The sequence below is a fragment of the Fictibacillus sp. NRS-1165 genome (assembly GCF_050468105.1).
GTDB classification, from domain to species: domain Bacteria; phylum Bacillota; class Bacilli; order Bacillales; family Fictibacillaceae; genus Fictibacillus_C; species Fictibacillus_C terrinigri.
The window spans coordinates 22,315-36,410 of the sequence record NZ_JBDPNU010000022.1; the positions used below are offsets into that span (position 1 = coordinate 22,315).

General features: G+C 44.0%; 17 protein-coding genes. 9 read left to right on the forward strand and 8 right to left on the reverse strand.

From position 1 onward, the window contains the following. Window positions 1-17 precede the first annotated feature (17 nt). The 4 genes from ABHN01_RS09490 (at window position 18) to rlmD (ending at window position 4,332) form a co-directional block, all read left to right on the forward strand. Window positions 18-215 (forward strand): SE1561 family protein, encoded by a 198-nt coding sequence (locus ABHN01_RS09490; protein WP_290401317.1) that lies wholly within the window; start codon window positions 18-20, stop codon window positions 213-215. 95 nt (window positions 216-310) lie between these two features. Beyond that, window positions 311-1,855 carry a fumarate hydratase gene (locus tag ABHN01_RS09495; RefSeq protein WP_429875338.1) on the forward strand — a complete coding sequence of 515 codons (1,545 nt, stop codon included), beginning with the start codon at window positions 311-313 and terminating at the stop codon, window positions 1,853-1,855. 156 nt (window positions 1,856-2,011) lie between these two features. Next, window positions 2,012-2,833: a delta-lactam-biosynthetic de-N-acetylase gene (pdaA, locus tag ABHN01_RS09500; RefSeq protein WP_429875339.1), complete on the forward strand. Its 822-nt coding sequence runs from the start codon at window positions 2,012-2,014 to the stop codon at window positions 2,831-2,833. Window positions 2,834-2,928: 95 nt separating this feature from the next. Further along, the gene (gene rlmD / locus ABHN01_RS09505) at window positions 2,929-4,332 is read left to right on the forward strand and encodes a 23S rRNA (uracil(1939)-C(5))-methyltransferase RlmD (RefSeq protein ID WP_429875340.1); all 1,404 of its coding nucleotides are present in this window, start codon (window positions 2,929-2,931) and stop codon (window positions 4,330-4,332) included. Window positions 4,333-4,704: 372 nt separating this feature from the next. Here the strand turns inward: rlmD and ABHN01_RS09510 are convergent, their stop codons facing one another. The 5 genes from ABHN01_RS09510 to ABHN01_RS09530 form a co-directional block, all read right to left on the reverse strand. Continuing rightward, complete coding sequence (locus ABHN01_RS09510) at window positions 4,705-4,875, reverse strand: YfhD family protein (protein ID WP_429875341.1); 171 nt, start codon at window positions 4,873-4,875, stop codon at window positions 4,705-4,707. A gap of 60 nt (window positions 4,876-4,935) precedes the next feature. Beyond that, window positions 4,936-5,079, reverse strand: coding sequence for a YfhE family protein (locus ABHN01_RS09515; protein ID WP_429875342.1), 144 nt, complete (start codon window positions 5,077-5,079; stop codon window positions 4,936-4,938). Between the two features lie 103 nt (window positions 5,080-5,182). Further along, window positions 5,183-5,749 carry a GNAT family N-acetyltransferase gene (locus tag ABHN01_RS09520; protein ID WP_429875343.1) on the reverse strand — a complete coding sequence of 189 codons (567 nt, stop codon included), beginning with the start codon at window positions 5,747-5,749 and terminating at the stop codon, window positions 5,183-5,185. 189 nt (window positions 5,750-5,938) lie between these two features. Beyond that, window positions 5,939-7,081 (reverse strand): amidohydrolase, encoded by a 1,143-nt coding sequence (locus ABHN01_RS09525; protein WP_429875344.1) that lies wholly within the window; start codon window positions 7,079-7,081, stop codon window positions 5,939-5,941. Between the two features lie 45 nt (window positions 7,082-7,126). After that, complete coding sequence (locus ABHN01_RS09530; protein WP_429875345.1) at window positions 7,127-8,023, reverse strand: TIGR01777 family oxidoreductase; 897 nt, start codon at window positions 8,021-8,023, stop codon at window positions 7,127-7,129. Window positions 8,024-8,125: 102 nt separating this feature from the next. Between ABHN01_RS09530 and ABHN01_RS09535 the strand changes: the two genes are divergently transcribed. From ABHN01_RS09535 to recX, 3 genes are all read left to right on the forward strand, one after another. Continuing rightward, window positions 8,126-10,228 (forward strand): carbon starvation CstA family protein, encoded by a 2,103-nt coding sequence (locus tag ABHN01_RS09535; protein ID WP_429875346.1) that lies wholly within the window; start codon window positions 8,126-8,128, stop codon window positions 10,226-10,228. Then, window positions 10,228-10,437 (forward strand): YbdD/YjiX family protein, encoded by a 210-nt coding sequence (locus ABHN01_RS09540; protein ID WP_290401326.1) that lies wholly within the window; start codon window positions 10,228-10,230, stop codon window positions 10,435-10,437. The genes ABHN01_RS09535 and ABHN01_RS09540 overlap by 1 nt, the downstream gene beginning before the upstream one ends. A 104-nt stretch (window positions 10,438-10,541) precedes the next feature. Further along, window positions 10,542-11,354 carry a recombination regulator RecX gene (gene recX / locus ABHN01_RS09545; RefSeq protein WP_429875347.1) on the forward strand — a complete coding sequence of 271 codons (813 nt, stop codon included), beginning with the start codon at window positions 10,542-10,544 and terminating at the stop codon, window positions 11,352-11,354. Here the strand turns inward: recX and ABHN01_RS09550 are convergent. After that, window positions 11,341-12,009: an SDR family NAD(P)-dependent oxidoreductase gene (locus ABHN01_RS09550; RefSeq protein ID WP_429875348.1), complete on the reverse strand. Its 669-nt coding sequence runs from the start codon at window positions 12,007-12,009 to the stop codon at window positions 11,341-11,343. The two genes, recX and ABHN01_RS09550, sit on opposite strands and share 14 nt — an antisense overlap. Before the next feature lie 77 nt (window positions 12,010-12,086). Here ABHN01_RS09550 and ABHN01_RS09555 point away from each other — a divergent pair, with 77 nt between their 5' ends. Next, window positions 12,087-12,398 (forward strand): YfhH family protein, encoded by a 312-nt coding sequence (locus tag ABHN01_RS09555; protein WP_429875349.1) that lies wholly within the window; start codon window positions 12,087-12,089, stop codon window positions 12,396-12,398. A gap of 118 nt (window positions 12,399-12,516) precedes the next feature. On the opposite strand, the gene sspK is transcribed toward ABHN01_RS09555, so the two are convergent. Further along, a complete protein-coding gene (gene sspK / locus ABHN01_RS09560) occupies window positions 12,517-12,672 on the reverse strand; it encodes a small, acid-soluble spore protein K (protein WP_053355666.1) in 156 nt (51 codons plus the stop codon). Between the two features lie 101 nt (window positions 12,673-12,773). Here sspK and ABHN01_RS09565 point away from each other — a divergent pair, with 101 nt between their 5' ends. Then, complete coding sequence (locus tag ABHN01_RS09565; protein WP_429875350.1) at window positions 12,774-13,028, forward strand: YfhJ family protein; 255 nt, start codon at window positions 12,774-12,776, stop codon at window positions 13,026-13,028. Window positions 13,029-13,057: 29 nt separating this feature from the next. Here ABHN01_RS09565 and ABHN01_RS09570 read toward each other — a convergent pair whose 3' ends face one another. Further along, complete coding sequence (locus ABHN01_RS09570) at window positions 13,058-14,056, reverse strand: metal-dependent hydrolase (RefSeq protein WP_290401331.1); 999 nt, start codon at window positions 14,054-14,056, stop codon at window positions 13,058-13,060. Window positions 14,057-14,096: the final 40 nt, after the last annotated feature.

The window sequence follows — 14,096 nt, forward strand, 5'->3', positions numbered from 1 at the left end:
GGAAAGGAGAGGTTACCGTGGGTAAATCCATTGAAGATAGATCATCTCAGAAAGAGTATATTGTGCAGCGGGTGGATATGCTGCTACAGGTACTGGATTCCATTGATGCTGAAACGGCGGGTGTCGAAGAGATCGACCGGATCATCGGCATGCTGGATGACCTTGAGTTGAAGTGCAAACAGTTCCGCAATAATTGGGAAGAAAAAAATAGATAAAGAACCAAAAGTAAGCGCTGTTTTATCCTTTTTGTTATAATGGAGATGGTTTTAATGAGATAAAATTATTCTTCTATAATAAAAGGGGTTAGAGCATGGAAAAGTTTCAGGAGAGCATGTATAAGCTGATCGTGGAAACATCCACAAACTTGCCAAAAGATGTACGGAGAGCAATAGCAGCAGCAAAAATAAGGGAGAATTCAGGGACTCGTGCGGCAATGTCCTTAGATACGATTACGAAGAACATTAAAATGGCCGACGACAATGTCTCACCGATCTGTCAGGATACTGGGCTACCGACGTTTAAGATTAAAGTTCCAGTTAACGTTAATCAGATTGAAATGAAAAAGGCAATCAAAAAGGCGGTAGCTGAAGCTACCGGTGATGCTAAGCTTCGTCCCAATTCCGTAGACTCCATTACTGGGGATAACAGTGGTGACAACCTGGGTGAAGGGACTCCCGTTATTAAATTTGAACAGTGGGAAGAAGACTACATTGATGTCCGCTTGATCCTAAAGGGAGGCGGCTGTGAAAACAAAAATATTCAATACAGCCTTCCTGCTGAGCTCGAGGGACTTGGACGTGCCGGGCGCGACCTTGATGGCATTAGAAAGTGCATCATGCATTCCGTTTACCAGGCACAGGGACAAGGCTGCAGTGCAGGCTTCATCGGTGTCGGCATCGGCGGAGACCGCACGAGTGGATATGAACTCGCCAAAGAAATGCTTTTCCGCTCAGCGGATGATGTGAACCCTAACGAAAATCTTCGCAAACTTGAAGAATACGTTATGGAAAACGCCAACAAGCTTGGGATTGGAACGATGGGCTTTGGCGGAGAAACAACGCTTCTGGGCTGTAAAGTGGGAGTGATCAATCGGATCCCGGCAAGCTTTTTCGTGTCTGTTGCCTATAATTGCTGGGCTTACCGCCGCTTGGGCGTAAAAATTGATCCGGTTTGCGGTGAGATTCAAGAATGGCTCTACCAAGAAGGCGAAGAAGTCGATTTTGAAAAAATGAAAGAGGAAGCGGCAGCTGCACTTGAAGAAAAATCCGAGGTTCGCCAGGTTACGCTTGAAGCACCGATTACGGAAGAACAAATCCGTCAACTTCGCGTCGGTGATGTGGTTACCATCAATGGAATGATGCACACTGGCCGTGACGCGATCCATAAATATTTAACGGACCATGATGCACCGGTTGATTTGAACGGCCAGATCATTTACCATTGCGGTCCGGTGATGGCCAAGGATGGAGAAGGAAATTGGGTCGTGAAAGCAGCAGGCCCTACAACCTCCATTCGTGAAGAACCATATCAAGGCGACATCATGAAAAAATTTGGCATCCGTGCGGTTATCGGTAAAGGCGGAATGGGCAAGAAGACCCTTCAAGCACTGGGCGAGCATGGCGGCGTTTACTTGAACGCCATCGGTGGAGCCGCCCAATACTATGCTGAATGTATGCAGAAGGTAGAAGGCGTAGACTTGATGGAATTCGGTATTCCTGAAGCGATGTGGCATATTAACGTTAAAGGTTTTACGGCGGTTGTTACAATGGATTCACATGGAAACAGCCTGCATCAGGATGTCGAGGCCTCATCACTCGAACGTCTTTCTCAGTTTAAAGAACCTGTATTCAAGTAAAGGTGGTGGAAGCTGGCTCGTACGGCCGGCTCCATTTTTTTTCGTTATTGGGCGCTTCAACATTCCTTATGGCAGATACTCCCTCGTATGCGTTTATATCAGATAAAGAAACTAAAAGTACATGATATATATAAAGCATGGAAAGGAGTGAACGACATGAAAAAATGGAAAATCCGTCTAATCATTGCGGCAGTTTTTTTCATGATCTCCACCAATTCAGTACAAGCGGGACCCGTCATTTCGTCTAATACAAGGTACGAATGGTATTTCCAGAAGAGAGGAAATGAAATGCCGCCGACAACGGATCAGCGCTATTTGCAGCTGTTAAAAAAGTATGATGGCCTGTTTCTTGGTGACCCCAAACGAAAAGATATTTATTTGACATTTGATAACGGCTATGAGCATGGCTTTACGGACGATGTCCTTGATACATTAAAAAGCAGAAAAGTTCCGGCGGCATTTTTTGTTACGGGGCACTTTATCAACACACACCCTGATTTGATTAAACGAATGGCAAATGAAGGCCACACTGTTGGGAACCATACGAATCATCATCCAGATATGACGACGATCAGCGAGCAGCGGATGAAAGAAGAACTGACGGCAGTCAAAGAGAAATATACACAAATCACTGGAAAACAAGAGATGCATTATCTTCGTCCGCCAAGAGGCGTCTTCAGTGAACGGTCCATCGCTATATCTAAGCAATTGGGATATACCCATGTGTTTTGGTCGCTCGCATTTGTTGATTGGCAGGTTGACCGTCAGCAAGGATGGCAATACTCCTATAACCACATCATGAAACAAATTCATCCTGGGTGTATTCTGTTACTGCACACCGTATCACGAGATAATGCGGAAGCCCTCGGAAAAGCAATAGATGATCTTAAGAAGCGAGGATATACTTTCAAAAGCCTGGATGACCCGGCTTCAAGCATCCAGAATGAACAAGTGAAGGAATCACCCAAAAAGCCTTGATCAAGGCTTTTTTTCATCGTTATTGGACATGTTAGTGGGAACAGGAGTGTAAACAATGCTATAATGGATCGAAAAAATTATTTTGAGAGAAGTGAATGGCTATGGCAAAAGAAACAGCCAACCACAAACAAAACGCACTAAATAAAGGAAAAACGATCCCGCTCAAAATTAAACGCCTTGGCATTAATGGGGAGGGAGTTGGTTTTTATAAACGGACGGTTGTTTTTGTTCCAGGTGCTCTTCCTGGTGAAGAAATAACTGCGCAGATAGAAAAAGTATATCCCAACCGTGCGGAAGCAAAAGTAAAAAGCATCCGCAAAAAATCAAAAGACCGGGTGGTTCCGCCCTGTCCGATCTACGAACAGTGCGGAGGCTGCCAGCTACAGCACCTGAGCTATGAAGGACAGCTGAAAGAGAAGCAGGACGTTGTCCGTCAGGCTTTTGAGCGGTATACGAAGATAAAGCCGGAAAATCTGCCCCTAAAAACAACGATCGGAATGGAACATCCTTGGGAATACCGCAACAAGAGCCAGCTTCAAACAGCCAAAGATAAAGAAAAAGTGATTGCGGGGCTCTATGGATTAAATTCACACCGCATCATCGACCTGGATCAGTGCATGGTACAGCACCCTGAGACGGTTCGCGTAACAAATGCTGTCAAAAAAAATCTTGAGGACCTTAACATCCCCATTTATCATGAGAAAAAACGTACGGGGATTATCAGAACGATCGTAGTCAGGACAGGCTTTGAAACAGAGGAAACACAGTTGGTATTAGTGACCGCCCAACAAAAGATTCCACGTAAAGAATTACTGGTTTCCGAAATCAAGAAACGTCTTCCCTATATTACATCCATTGTTCAAAACGTTAATGATAAGAAAACATCCATTATTTTCGGTGATAAAACTCTTCCATTGGAAGGGCCGGAAACCATCGGTGAGAAATTAGGAGAACTGTCCTTTGATCTGTCGGCTCGCGCCTTCTTTCAGCTGAATCCTAAGCAAACGGTAAAATTGTATGATGAAGCGAAGAAAGCGGCGAAGTTAAGCGGAACTGAAAAAGTAGTGGACGCGTATTGCGGTGCTGGAACAATCGGCCTCTGGCTTGCTCCAGACGCACGTGAAGTCAGAGGGATGGACGTCCTCGCTGAGTCTATAAGAAACGCTAAAGAAAACGCGAAACGGCATGGATTTGCTAATACACATTATGAGACAGGCAAAGCAGAGGAAATTCTTCCTAAATGGCTGAAGGAAGGATGGCAGCCGGACGTCATCGTGGTTGATCCCCCGAGAACGGGCTGTGATCAGGCCTTCTTAAAAACAGTAGGAAAAATCAAGCCGAAAAGAATGGTCTATGTTTCATGCAACCCATCCACGTTAGCGAAAGATGTCCACATGTTGATAAGTGAAGGGTTTAAAGTGGAAAGCCTTACTCCTGTGGATATGTTTCCACATACGGCTCATGTCGAAGTGGTATGTTCACTTGTTCGTGACAAATAAAAAAGAAAGGGAGCCATTTCCCTTTCTTTTTCATGTGGATACCCTATGTTGCATCAAGAATCAACCTCCTTCCTTCAATACAGAAAAAAACTTTATCTATCCACAATGATTGTTGAAAAGTATTTTATTAATCGATATTTTCTGACATATTCACACAATCCACAATGTTATCCACTGCTTGTGAATATACAAAATAATAAAAATTTTATAAAGACCAATTTATTTGACTGAAAATTTACAAAGTCTATAAAAAGGACAAAAGTTATCCACGATATTAACAGACTGTGGATAAAGTTACCCACAAGAAATAAAGTTAGTCATAATATTTTTTCAGAAAAAGCCCGTTCTCTATAGAGAAGGGCTTTTTCTTCTTTATCGATTAAGCTGGCGGCGATCGGCTTCTTCTGCACGCTCTAATGCTTCACGGTCATCCTGGTCAGCTACCTCGGATGAATACTGTACATCTACACCTTCTGGCTGCTGTTGATCAGCTTCTGTCAGACCGTCCTTTTCATTAGTTAATCGGTTCTTTTCGTTTTCCACAGTAAATTCCTCCTTCGCAAGTTTTCGCAGAAACTTGACTGGCCCCTATTGAAGACTCATCTACTTTGTTTGGGAAGATAAATGGTTATTGTATTCATTTTTTTCCCTGCCGTCTGCGGCCTTAAACTCCTCTTTGTAGAGGATCTCCTGTGTCTTGGTAAGGTCTGCGTTCCGTTCTTCAGCCTGTCGTTTTTTGCTTTTCAAGGCCGTTCCCCCTTTTGGATAATAAAAAAGAAGATAACCCAGCAAGTTAAACGTTCTGTACTGAGTCATCCCCTTTATAGTTTGGCTTAAACAGCGTCAATTATTAAGCTTCTTTCAATTGATCTTCTTCATAACCTTCCACATGATTTTGATTCCTTAACTGATGAAGCATGTAGTTATCTTTTTCAATCTGATACAGGTTATAAAGATCCCGTTCACGGTTCAGCTGCTCATAGATGTCGGCCCGTGACTCATTGGCCAAAGTGACATACGGAATTTTCTCTGCGGCTTTCTGAGACCGGATATTGTTTTTGCGTATTCGCATAAAAACCGTCTGAATATCTTTTTCGTAAAATAATTCGGAAAGAAAACTTTCTTTCGCAAGCTTATTGTAGCCCTTGCCAAAATAAGGCTGTCCTAACCAGGTGCCCAGAAATCCACAGCCATCCTGAACGTCATACAAGCTTATGGCTCCGATCGGGTTGTACCACTCATCCAGAATGGTTCTGGAAATCGTTTCCCCTCGTTCTTCTTCTTCGATCGTCTGCTTGGTCAAAAACATAAACTCCTCAAGGGAGTCCGCTTTTTGACGAACAAAAGGAAAGACATCAGGGTGTGCCATTAAATTGAAAAGAACATGACAGTCGTTTAAATCACGCTTTTTTAACAATTTAACCCCTCCTAGAGGGCAGAAAAATCCCACCCTCGAATTAAGAATAAAAATTAATTCGGGGTGGGAATCGAACCCACTAGGACCAGATATTCTGGTGGCGCACCAATTGCCTTCCCTAAGGTTTTGCGTATTCATTTATACTTGAATCATATGCTATTTTTTATAAAAAGAAAATAGGTTTTTTGTTTATTTTTTGTGAAAATATTGGTTATTTTTATACACGATTTTTCCTTCAATCATGGTCATCACCGGAAGAGAATAAAAATGAAAAGGATGCGCTGTCCAGATAGTGATATCTGCGTCTTTACCGGGCTCCAGGCTGCCGATTCGATCAGCAACACCAAGATTTTTTGCTGGATTGATTGTAATTCCCCGCAATGCATTCTCTTCACTCAGGCCCTCGCGGACGGCAAGAGCTGCACACACATTTAAATAATGGATCGGTGTATAGGGATGATCGGTTGTAATCGATACTTCTATACCATGGTCTGTGAGAATTCTATACGTATCCCATGTTTTGTTCTTCAATTCAATCTTTGATCGTCTCGTAAGGGTTGGGCCGACTGAAACCTGGAGCCCCCGTCCAGACAGCTCTTCGGCTACTAGATGGCCTTCTGTACAATGTTCAATACGGAGATCAAGATTGAACTCATCGGCCAGCCTGACAGCAGAGAGGATATCATCCGCTCGGTGGGCGTGTATTCGCACAGGAATTTCACGGTTTAAGGCAGCGATCAGGGGAACAATCCTTAAATCTCCTGAAAAAGAAGAGCTTCTGGCGTGATAAAAAGCTTCTCGGAGCATTCCCATGATTCCCATTCGAGTGATGGAATTGTTTTCTCTGCCGCTGTGAATTCTTTTTGGGTTTTCGCCGAGTGCAAGCTTTAGGCCAGCCAGCTCCTTGATCAGCATTTTTCGAATATCTTTTCCAACAGTCTTGATAACGGATGTTGTTCCGCCGATTACATTGGCGCTTCCCGGCATTATATGGACCGCTGTTATGCCATGCTTGATGGCATCCTGAAAGCCGCTGTCCAGAGGATGGCAGCCGTCGATTGCCCGGATATGAGGAGTGAGTACTTCATTTGTTTCATTTGCGTCGTTCCCGGCCCAACCCGTGCCCTCATCATAAAGACCCAAATGTGTGTGGACGTCGATGAGACCTGGCATAAGGTGAGTTCCTTCAGCCTGGATGATCTCCATATCCGAGGCTGCTTCAATGAAGGGTGCAAGCCGGACGATTTTACCGTTTTGTATAAAGAGATCCCCCCTTTGCAAAACGGGAGAGGCAATCGGGTAAATCTGAGCTCCTTTAATCAGTATTTTCAATCTGCATTCACCTAATTTTCTATTTTTTTCTAGTTCTATTGTAACTTATTTCAGTAAATCTTTTAATGCTTCCTGAAGCCTGGGAAAACGAAATTTAAATCCACTCTGAAGTGCTTTTTCTGGGTAGGCATGCTGACCTTCAAGAATGAGTACACTCATCTCACCAAGTACGGTTTTTATGGCAAAGGCAGGAGCGGGCAGCCAATGAGGCCTTCGGATGATTTCTCCCAGTTCTTTTCCGAAATCGTTATTTTGAACAGGAAAGGGGGAAGTGACGTTTAAAGGACCCTCGATTTCTGATTCTATAGCATATGCAATAAGCCTTGCAGCGTCTTCCAGATGAACCCATGAGATCCACTGCCGTCCAGATCCGATCCTTCCGCCGGCGAATAACTTATACGGCATCTCCATTTGAGAAAGAGCACCGCCTTTTTTGCTTAAGACTACCCCGAATCGTGTGAAGACTGTTCTGATTCCCAGTTCTTTTGCTTCACTCGCTTTTTGTTCCCACTTTTGTGCGACGGCAGATAAGAAATTTTCATTCTTAGGTGATGATCGTTCGGTAAAGCGCTCTTGTTCAGCGCTCCCATAATAGCCAACAGCTGAAGCGTTGACAAGGACGGATGGTTTTTCGGGAAGTTTACCAAGAATGCGCAAGACTTCTTCTGTTGCTTGCAGGCGGCTTTCCATTATGTTTTTCTTTTTTTCCTCCGTCCATCGGCCGTGGATGCTTTCACCCGCAAGATTAATAAAGGCATCCATACCATCCAGTTCTTTTTCGGGAGAGCTGGAGGAGCCTAGCCACTCCACATAATGAAGATTATCGTCATCAGTCACTTTTCTTGAACGTGTTAAGATGTACACTTCATTATGATCTGAGAGCAGAAGATCCGTTACTGCTGAACCGATCAGCCCTGTGCCTCCTGTAATCGCGATTTTCATGCCATATCCTCCATTTCCTAATTTCCCGTTATTTTATTTAAATATTAAGAATATTTGGTATAATTACTTTGTAATTATATCAATCTTTTAAGGGGGAGCCTAATGGAAACACAGCCGAGTACGATTAAAAAGAGAAGCAATCCAATCACAAAGACAATGATTTGGATTGCGATTGCCCTGGCGGGAGGATTAAGTTTATCTGTAATTGCCCTGCAGAGGGACGAGCACATCAACGCCATATGGTTTGTTGTGGCATCACTGGCAACGTACGCTGTTGCATACCGGTTTTATTCCCGTTTTATCTCAAATAAAATCTTTGGATTGGACAAAAAACGGGCTACACCAGCTGAAAGATACAGTGATGGTAAGGATTATGTTCCTACTAACAAATGGGTGCTGTACGGGCACCATTTTGCAGCAATTGCTGGTGCAGGGCCGCTTGTTGGGCCGACGCTTGCTGCTCAGATGGGCTATCTGCCAGGAACAATCTGGATTATAGCAGGAGCAGTGCTTGCGGGCTGTGTCCAGGATTTTGTTATTCTCATCATCTCTATGCGCCGAAAAGGAAAGTCAATCGGAGAAATAGCAAGAGAAGAGATCGGGCCTGTCGGCGGATATCTTGCTCTTATCGGCGTATTTGCCATTATGATCATCTTGATTGCTGTTTTGGGGCTTGTTGTTGTAAACGCTTTAAAAGCTAGTCCCTGGGGCATGTTCACAATCGCCATGACGATACCCATCGCGCTGTTTATGGGGATCTATATGAAATTTTTCCGGCCGGGAAGAGTAGGAGAAGCATCGATCATCGGGTTTGTCCTTCTGCTGATCGCTTTGCTGAGCGGACAATGGGTAGCAGATTCAGCGACCCTCGCTCCGATGTTCACATTTGGAGGCAAAACGATCGCTATCATGATGATTGTCTACGGTTTTCTTGCTTCCGTACTTCCAGTCTGGCTTCTCCTTGCTCCAAGGGATTACTTAAGCACCTTCTTAAAAGTGGGCGTTATTGCTATGCTTGCTATCGGCATCTTTATTGTTATGCCAGAAATTAAAATGCCTGCACTCACGAAATTTGTTGATGGCACAGGGCCTGTATTTTCAGGCAATCTATTTCCGTTCTTATTCATTACCATTGCCTGTGGAGCGGTTTCCGGATTCCATTCTTTAATCTCATCCGGGACGACTCCTAAGCTGATCGCTAATGAAAGGCATGCCAACATGATCGGCTACGGAGGCATGCTTACGGAATCATTTGTTGCAGTGATGGCACTTGTCGCAGCAACGCTTCTATCGCCAGGGATCTATTTTGCGATCAACTCACCTGCAGCTGCCATCGGGCCAGAAGTTAGCGCCGCAGCAACAACTATCTCTTCGTGGGGCTTTTCGGTGAGTGCTGACGAGATTAATACGGTCGCCCAGCAGGTAGATGAAGATTCAATCCTTTCAAGGACAGGAGGCGCGCCATCGCTGGCTGTAGGGATGGCTCATATATTCTCTAAAATTGTAGGAGGGCCTGAACTGATGGCGTTCTGGTACCATTTTGCGATTCTTTTTGAGGCCGTCTTCATATTAACCACCATTGATGCCGGAACGAGGGTAGGCAGATTCATGCTTCAGGATCTGCTGGGCAACATCTGGAAGCCTTTGGGCCGGACAGACTGGATGCCGGCAGTATATATAACCAGCGCACTTGTTGTTGCGGGATGGGGTTACTTCCTGGTTGTAGGTGTAACCGATCCGCTGGGAGGTATCAATACGCTTTGGCCGCTATTCGGAATTACGAACCAGATGCTTGCAGCCATTGCTTTAATCGTTGCAACGACAGTTATCATAAAAATGGGGAAAACAAAGTATTGTTGGGTAACACTGGCTCCGCTTGCTTGGCTGATGATTGTCACGGTAACCGCTGGCTGGCAGAAAATTTTCTCTGCACTGCCGAAGATCGGCTTTTTAAAACAAGCTGAAGTCACTCAGCAGGCTTTGGATGCAGGAAAACTGCCGCCAACGATTCCAACTGTTGAAGCGGCCAAGCAGATTATTTTCAACAATCAGCTGAATGCCGTGCTGACAGGTATCTTTATGCTTCTTATTCTTGGAGTATTGATTGATGCAATGAGGATTTGGGGCAAAGTGTGGTTTAAAAAACAAGAACTCCCAACAAGTGAGGAGCCGTTTAAAGAAACAACGATCAGCGAGGTGTCCTGATGAATCAGTTCTCCATACTAAGGAAGATCAACGGCGTGGCGGCGGCCATTCGTAAGATCGGAAGAGGAATCTCCAACCTGCCCGATTACGATTCTTATGTGGAGCACATTCGGCAGCATCATCCAGAGGTTGTGCCGCCGACAGAGGCTGAGTTCTTTAATGATTTTCTTAATAAAAAATACGGAGCATCGGCCAAGAGATGCTGTTAGGAGGGAAGCCCGCATAGATTGATGCGGGCTTTTTTTACAGAGCTCTATAAATGTAAGGATCGCAGGGGCTATGCTAAACTATAGAAAATGAGGTGAAGAGCCAAATGGCTTTAATAACAAAGATTACGACGCAAAAAAAGAACAGCGACCGTTTCAATGTTTTCATTGATCATGGAAATGGGGAAGAGTTCGGTTTCAGTGTGGATACTGACATACTCATAAAATATAAGCTGAAAAAGGGATTGGAAATCAATACAGAGGAATTAAGCTCTGTTTTATATGATGATGAGATCAAAAAAGGATTTAACAAGGCTTTGAAGTTTCTGTCTTTTCGAATGAGGTCAGAAAAAGAAGTAAACGATTATTTGAAGAAGAACGAGTATGAGGAAAATGTCATTCAAGAAGTGATTAAACGGCTTAAAGAATATAACTATTTGGATGATGCTGAATTTGCCAGGATGTTTGTCAGGACAAGAAAGAACACGACATCCAAGGGAACAGGTGTTATAGCGAGGGAACTCGTTCAAAAAGGGATTTCTTCTGGACACACGGAAGCAGCCTTAAAAGAATTTCCATATGAAGAACAAGTCGAGTCGGCCATTAAATTTGCTGCAAAGAAATCAACCCAAAGCAAAGGGATTTCGAACAACGAAAGGAAAAACAAAATTTCCCAGCAGCTCCTGCAAAAAGGATACTCCTGGGAAGTGATAGAAGAGGCTTTTCGAACGGTCGATCTTGAGAGCTCTGATGAGGAGGAGAGGGAGGCTTTGCTAAAGCATGCCAATAAAGCCCACAGACGCTATAAAAAATTTTCCGGCGTACAATACAAAAACAAGATGAAGCAGCATTTATACAGCAAAGGCTTTCCGGTTGGTATGATCGATGAACTATTAGAGTCCGGCCTTACCGATCAATGAAAATTTCCGGCTGCCCCTGATCTTCTTCAGCGATTTGAAATGCAACCTGCTCTGGTGTTTTGAAGCGGGATTTGTCCTTTATATGTTCCGAGTGATCCCAGAACGGTGTATCGATTCCTCCCATATAGACGGCGGTTACTTGAATGCCTGTGCCCTCCAGTTCTTTAACGAGACTTTCGGTGAACCCCTTAACCGCGAACTTGCTGGCGCAATATACTGATTCATTTACTTTTCCTCTAAGTCCGGCAGTGGAAATAATGTTCATGATCTTTCCTTCTTGCCGATCTTTAAAGTAAGGCAAGGAAATTTTTGTCGTAAAAATCGTTCCTTTGACGTTTGTATCCAGCATGGCCTCTATCTCATCCACACTCAGTTCCTCCAATGGACCAAATTTGCCGGAACCAGCATTATTGATGAGCATATGTACATCTTCACGCTGAAGCAGCTGTCCGAAAACATGCTGAACCTCATCGATCGAGGTAATGTCACAAGCGAAGCAATCTGCTTTATAGCCTTTAGAATTCAACCTGTCAGCTACAGAATTGAGCTTCGTGATTGAACGTCCGATCAAGATGACTTTATATTGTTTTCCATATTCTTCGGCTAGTGCAGCTCCAAGACCTGAACCGCCTCCTGTTATAACCACTGATTTCATAAATTCACCACTCCGATACGTTTGGATTCTTAACCAATGTTTATTATACTAAAGGCACAGTAGAACGGAGGCGCACCATGGAAAAAAGATATAGCGAAATGACAAAAACAGAACTGACAGCCGAAATAGCGGATCTTCATGCGAAAGCCCAAAAAGCAGAACAGATGGGGATGGTCAGTGAGTTCTCTGTCTATGAACGAAAAATCACGATGGCAAAATCGTATCTGCTCGATCCATCTGACTTTGAAGCCGGTGAAACGTATCCTATCCAGGGAGATCCGGGATCGACGTTTAAAATATTGTATATGAACGGAATTTTCGCCTGGGGTTATCGGAATGGATCCCATGAACTAGAGGCGTTTCCTATTGCAATGCTGACACACCAATAGTAATGAAAAAAGAAGCGGCAAGAGCCGCTTCTTTTTCCGGCACTAATAATGCTTGCGTGTTTGAAGGTAAGCCTGATCGGCTTTGCCGTTTGAATGGCGTCCATCATAACCGCAAGAATTATTGATCATCTCGGTGTCGATTGGATAAAAACATTCGTTCCTGAGGTCGGTCTTGAATGGATCCATCTGGCCGTTTGGAAGAAAACTCTTCTTTGGCTCTCGGCTCACCTGAGAAGGAGATCCGATTAGGGAAATTCTTAGCTTTGTTTCGCATGGATTACCCTCCTTAAAATCGGTTCCCACCTAGTATGGTTTGAAAAAAACGCTTTAATGTGAACCGGAAACGGCAAAATAATGGATAAGGAGGAAGTAAAAATGGAGGATAGATTTGGCCGGCTTTCCCGTAATTTATTAGAGAAGAATCAAAACTTAACCTATGAGGAAGCGAGAGGCTGGATCGAAGGGCTCTGGGAGGACTTTGAGGCAACAAGAGCTAAAGCGGGGTATGAATATGGGGGCAAAAACCGGACAGAAGAAATGGTCGTTCAGTGGATCAAGAGCTACGGACCCAAACTGCATGAATACGAAACGATGAATCCGAAATTCCAACACTTGAAGAAAAAGCGATAAAAAAAGTGATGAAGGTATTTATTCCTTCATCACTCATTTTTTAGCAGCTTGGATGGAGTGAAGTCCATCTTTTTCCGAAGCCGATCCTCACTGTACACCCAGCCGGTATAGGAGGTTATGATTTCTAGATCCTCATCCAGCTGGACCAGGGCAACGAATGGATAATGTCCCTTGCTCCTATAGCGGAGGTCGATAAATCGCACTTCATGGCCGTGATTGTTCTTTTCTACTTCCCACCTGTAAACCGGAGAGAAGGAGAGAAACGCTGAAATATTTTTGTCCTTTTTCGCAGCGTGAATCACATCAGTTTCAGGAACTTCTACCCGGTCAAACGTGTCAAGAACCTTCAGCCGGCCTTGTTTAATATTGGCGACGAAAAATTGATGCTTTGTTTTTATGGCAAGATGATATTGGCTCCATTTTAATGTGGGTGAAGCGATGACTTCAATCGTTTCCGGGATATTCCTCCGTACGATCTGCGCGATTCTGTACCTGTTCCAGATCCTGAGAAGGTAGTAGCCTGCCATAATGATATATACAGCGGCAAATGCGTTTCCGGGATCAAAGCCGACATACCAGAACAGCAGTCCCGCAATATGAATAAAAAAAATAAATGGATCAAAAATGCTGATCACGCCAAGTGCTACCCATTTTTTGGAGAAGGGATAAAGAGCTTGCGTGCCGTAAGCATTGAATATATCAACAAAGACATGTAAAAATACGGCCAAGGATGTCCACAGCCATAAGTGAAGACCGTTTGCGGATGGGACAAACATATAAATAATCAGTGAGACCAAGGCCGGCCATATAAAAAGGGCTGGAACAGAATGAGTTATTCCTCTGTGGTTTCGAATATAGACGGCATTGTTTCTTAATTTTAAAATAGTATCAAAATCGGGTGCTTGTGAACCAACCAATGTACCGAGCAGTACTGCATGGGCGGTTATTGGATCTGCTGAAACAGCCGGATCGAGCATGGCTAATCCGCCGAGTCCTAATCCCATTACGACATGGGTTCCAGTATCCAATACACACACCTCCTAACTTTTATTAAAATGATGACCAAAA

Coding starts and splice junctions, on each gene's coding strand:
- ABHN01_RS09495 (WP_429875338.1), top strand. CDS start 311: ATGGAAAAGTTTCAGGAGAGCATGTATAAGCTGATCGTGGAAACATCC.
- sspK (WP_053355666.1), bottom strand. CDS start 12,672: ATGCGAAACAAAGCTAAGAATTTCCCTAATCGGATCTCCTTCTCAGGT.
- ABHN01_RS09550 (WP_429875348.1), bottom strand. CDS start 12,009: ATGAAATCAGTGGTTATAACAGGAGGCGGTTCAGGTCTTGGAGCTGCA.
- ABHN01_RS09540 (WP_290401326.1), top strand. CDS start 10,228: ATGAATCAGTTCTCCATACTAAGGAAGATCAACGGCGTGGCGGCGGCC.
- ABHN01_RS09555 (WP_429875349.1), top strand. CDS start 12,087: ATGGAAAAAAGATATAGCGAAATGACAAAAACAGAACTGACAGCCGAA.
- ABHN01_RS09530 (WP_429875345.1), bottom strand. CDS start 8,023: ATGAAAATCGCGATTACAGGAGGCACAGGGCTGATCGGTTCAGCAGTA.
- recX (WP_429875347.1), top strand. CDS start 10,542: ATGGCTTTAATAACAAAGATTACGACGCAAAAAAAGAACAGCGACCGT.
- rlmD (WP_429875340.1), top strand. CDS start 2,929: ATGGCTATGGCAAAAGAAACAGCCAACCACAAACAAAACGCACTAAAT.
- pdaA (WP_429875339.1), top strand. CDS start 2,012: ATGAAAAAATGGAAAATCCGTCTAATCATTGCGGCAGTTTTTTTCATG.
- ABHN01_RS09535 (WP_429875346.1), top strand. CDS start 8,126: ATGGAAACACAGCCGAGTACGATTAAAAAGAGAAGCAATCCAATCACA.
- ABHN01_RS09565 (WP_429875350.1), top strand. CDS start 12,774: ATGGAGGATAGATTTGGCCGGCTTTCCCGTAATTTATTAGAGAAGAAT.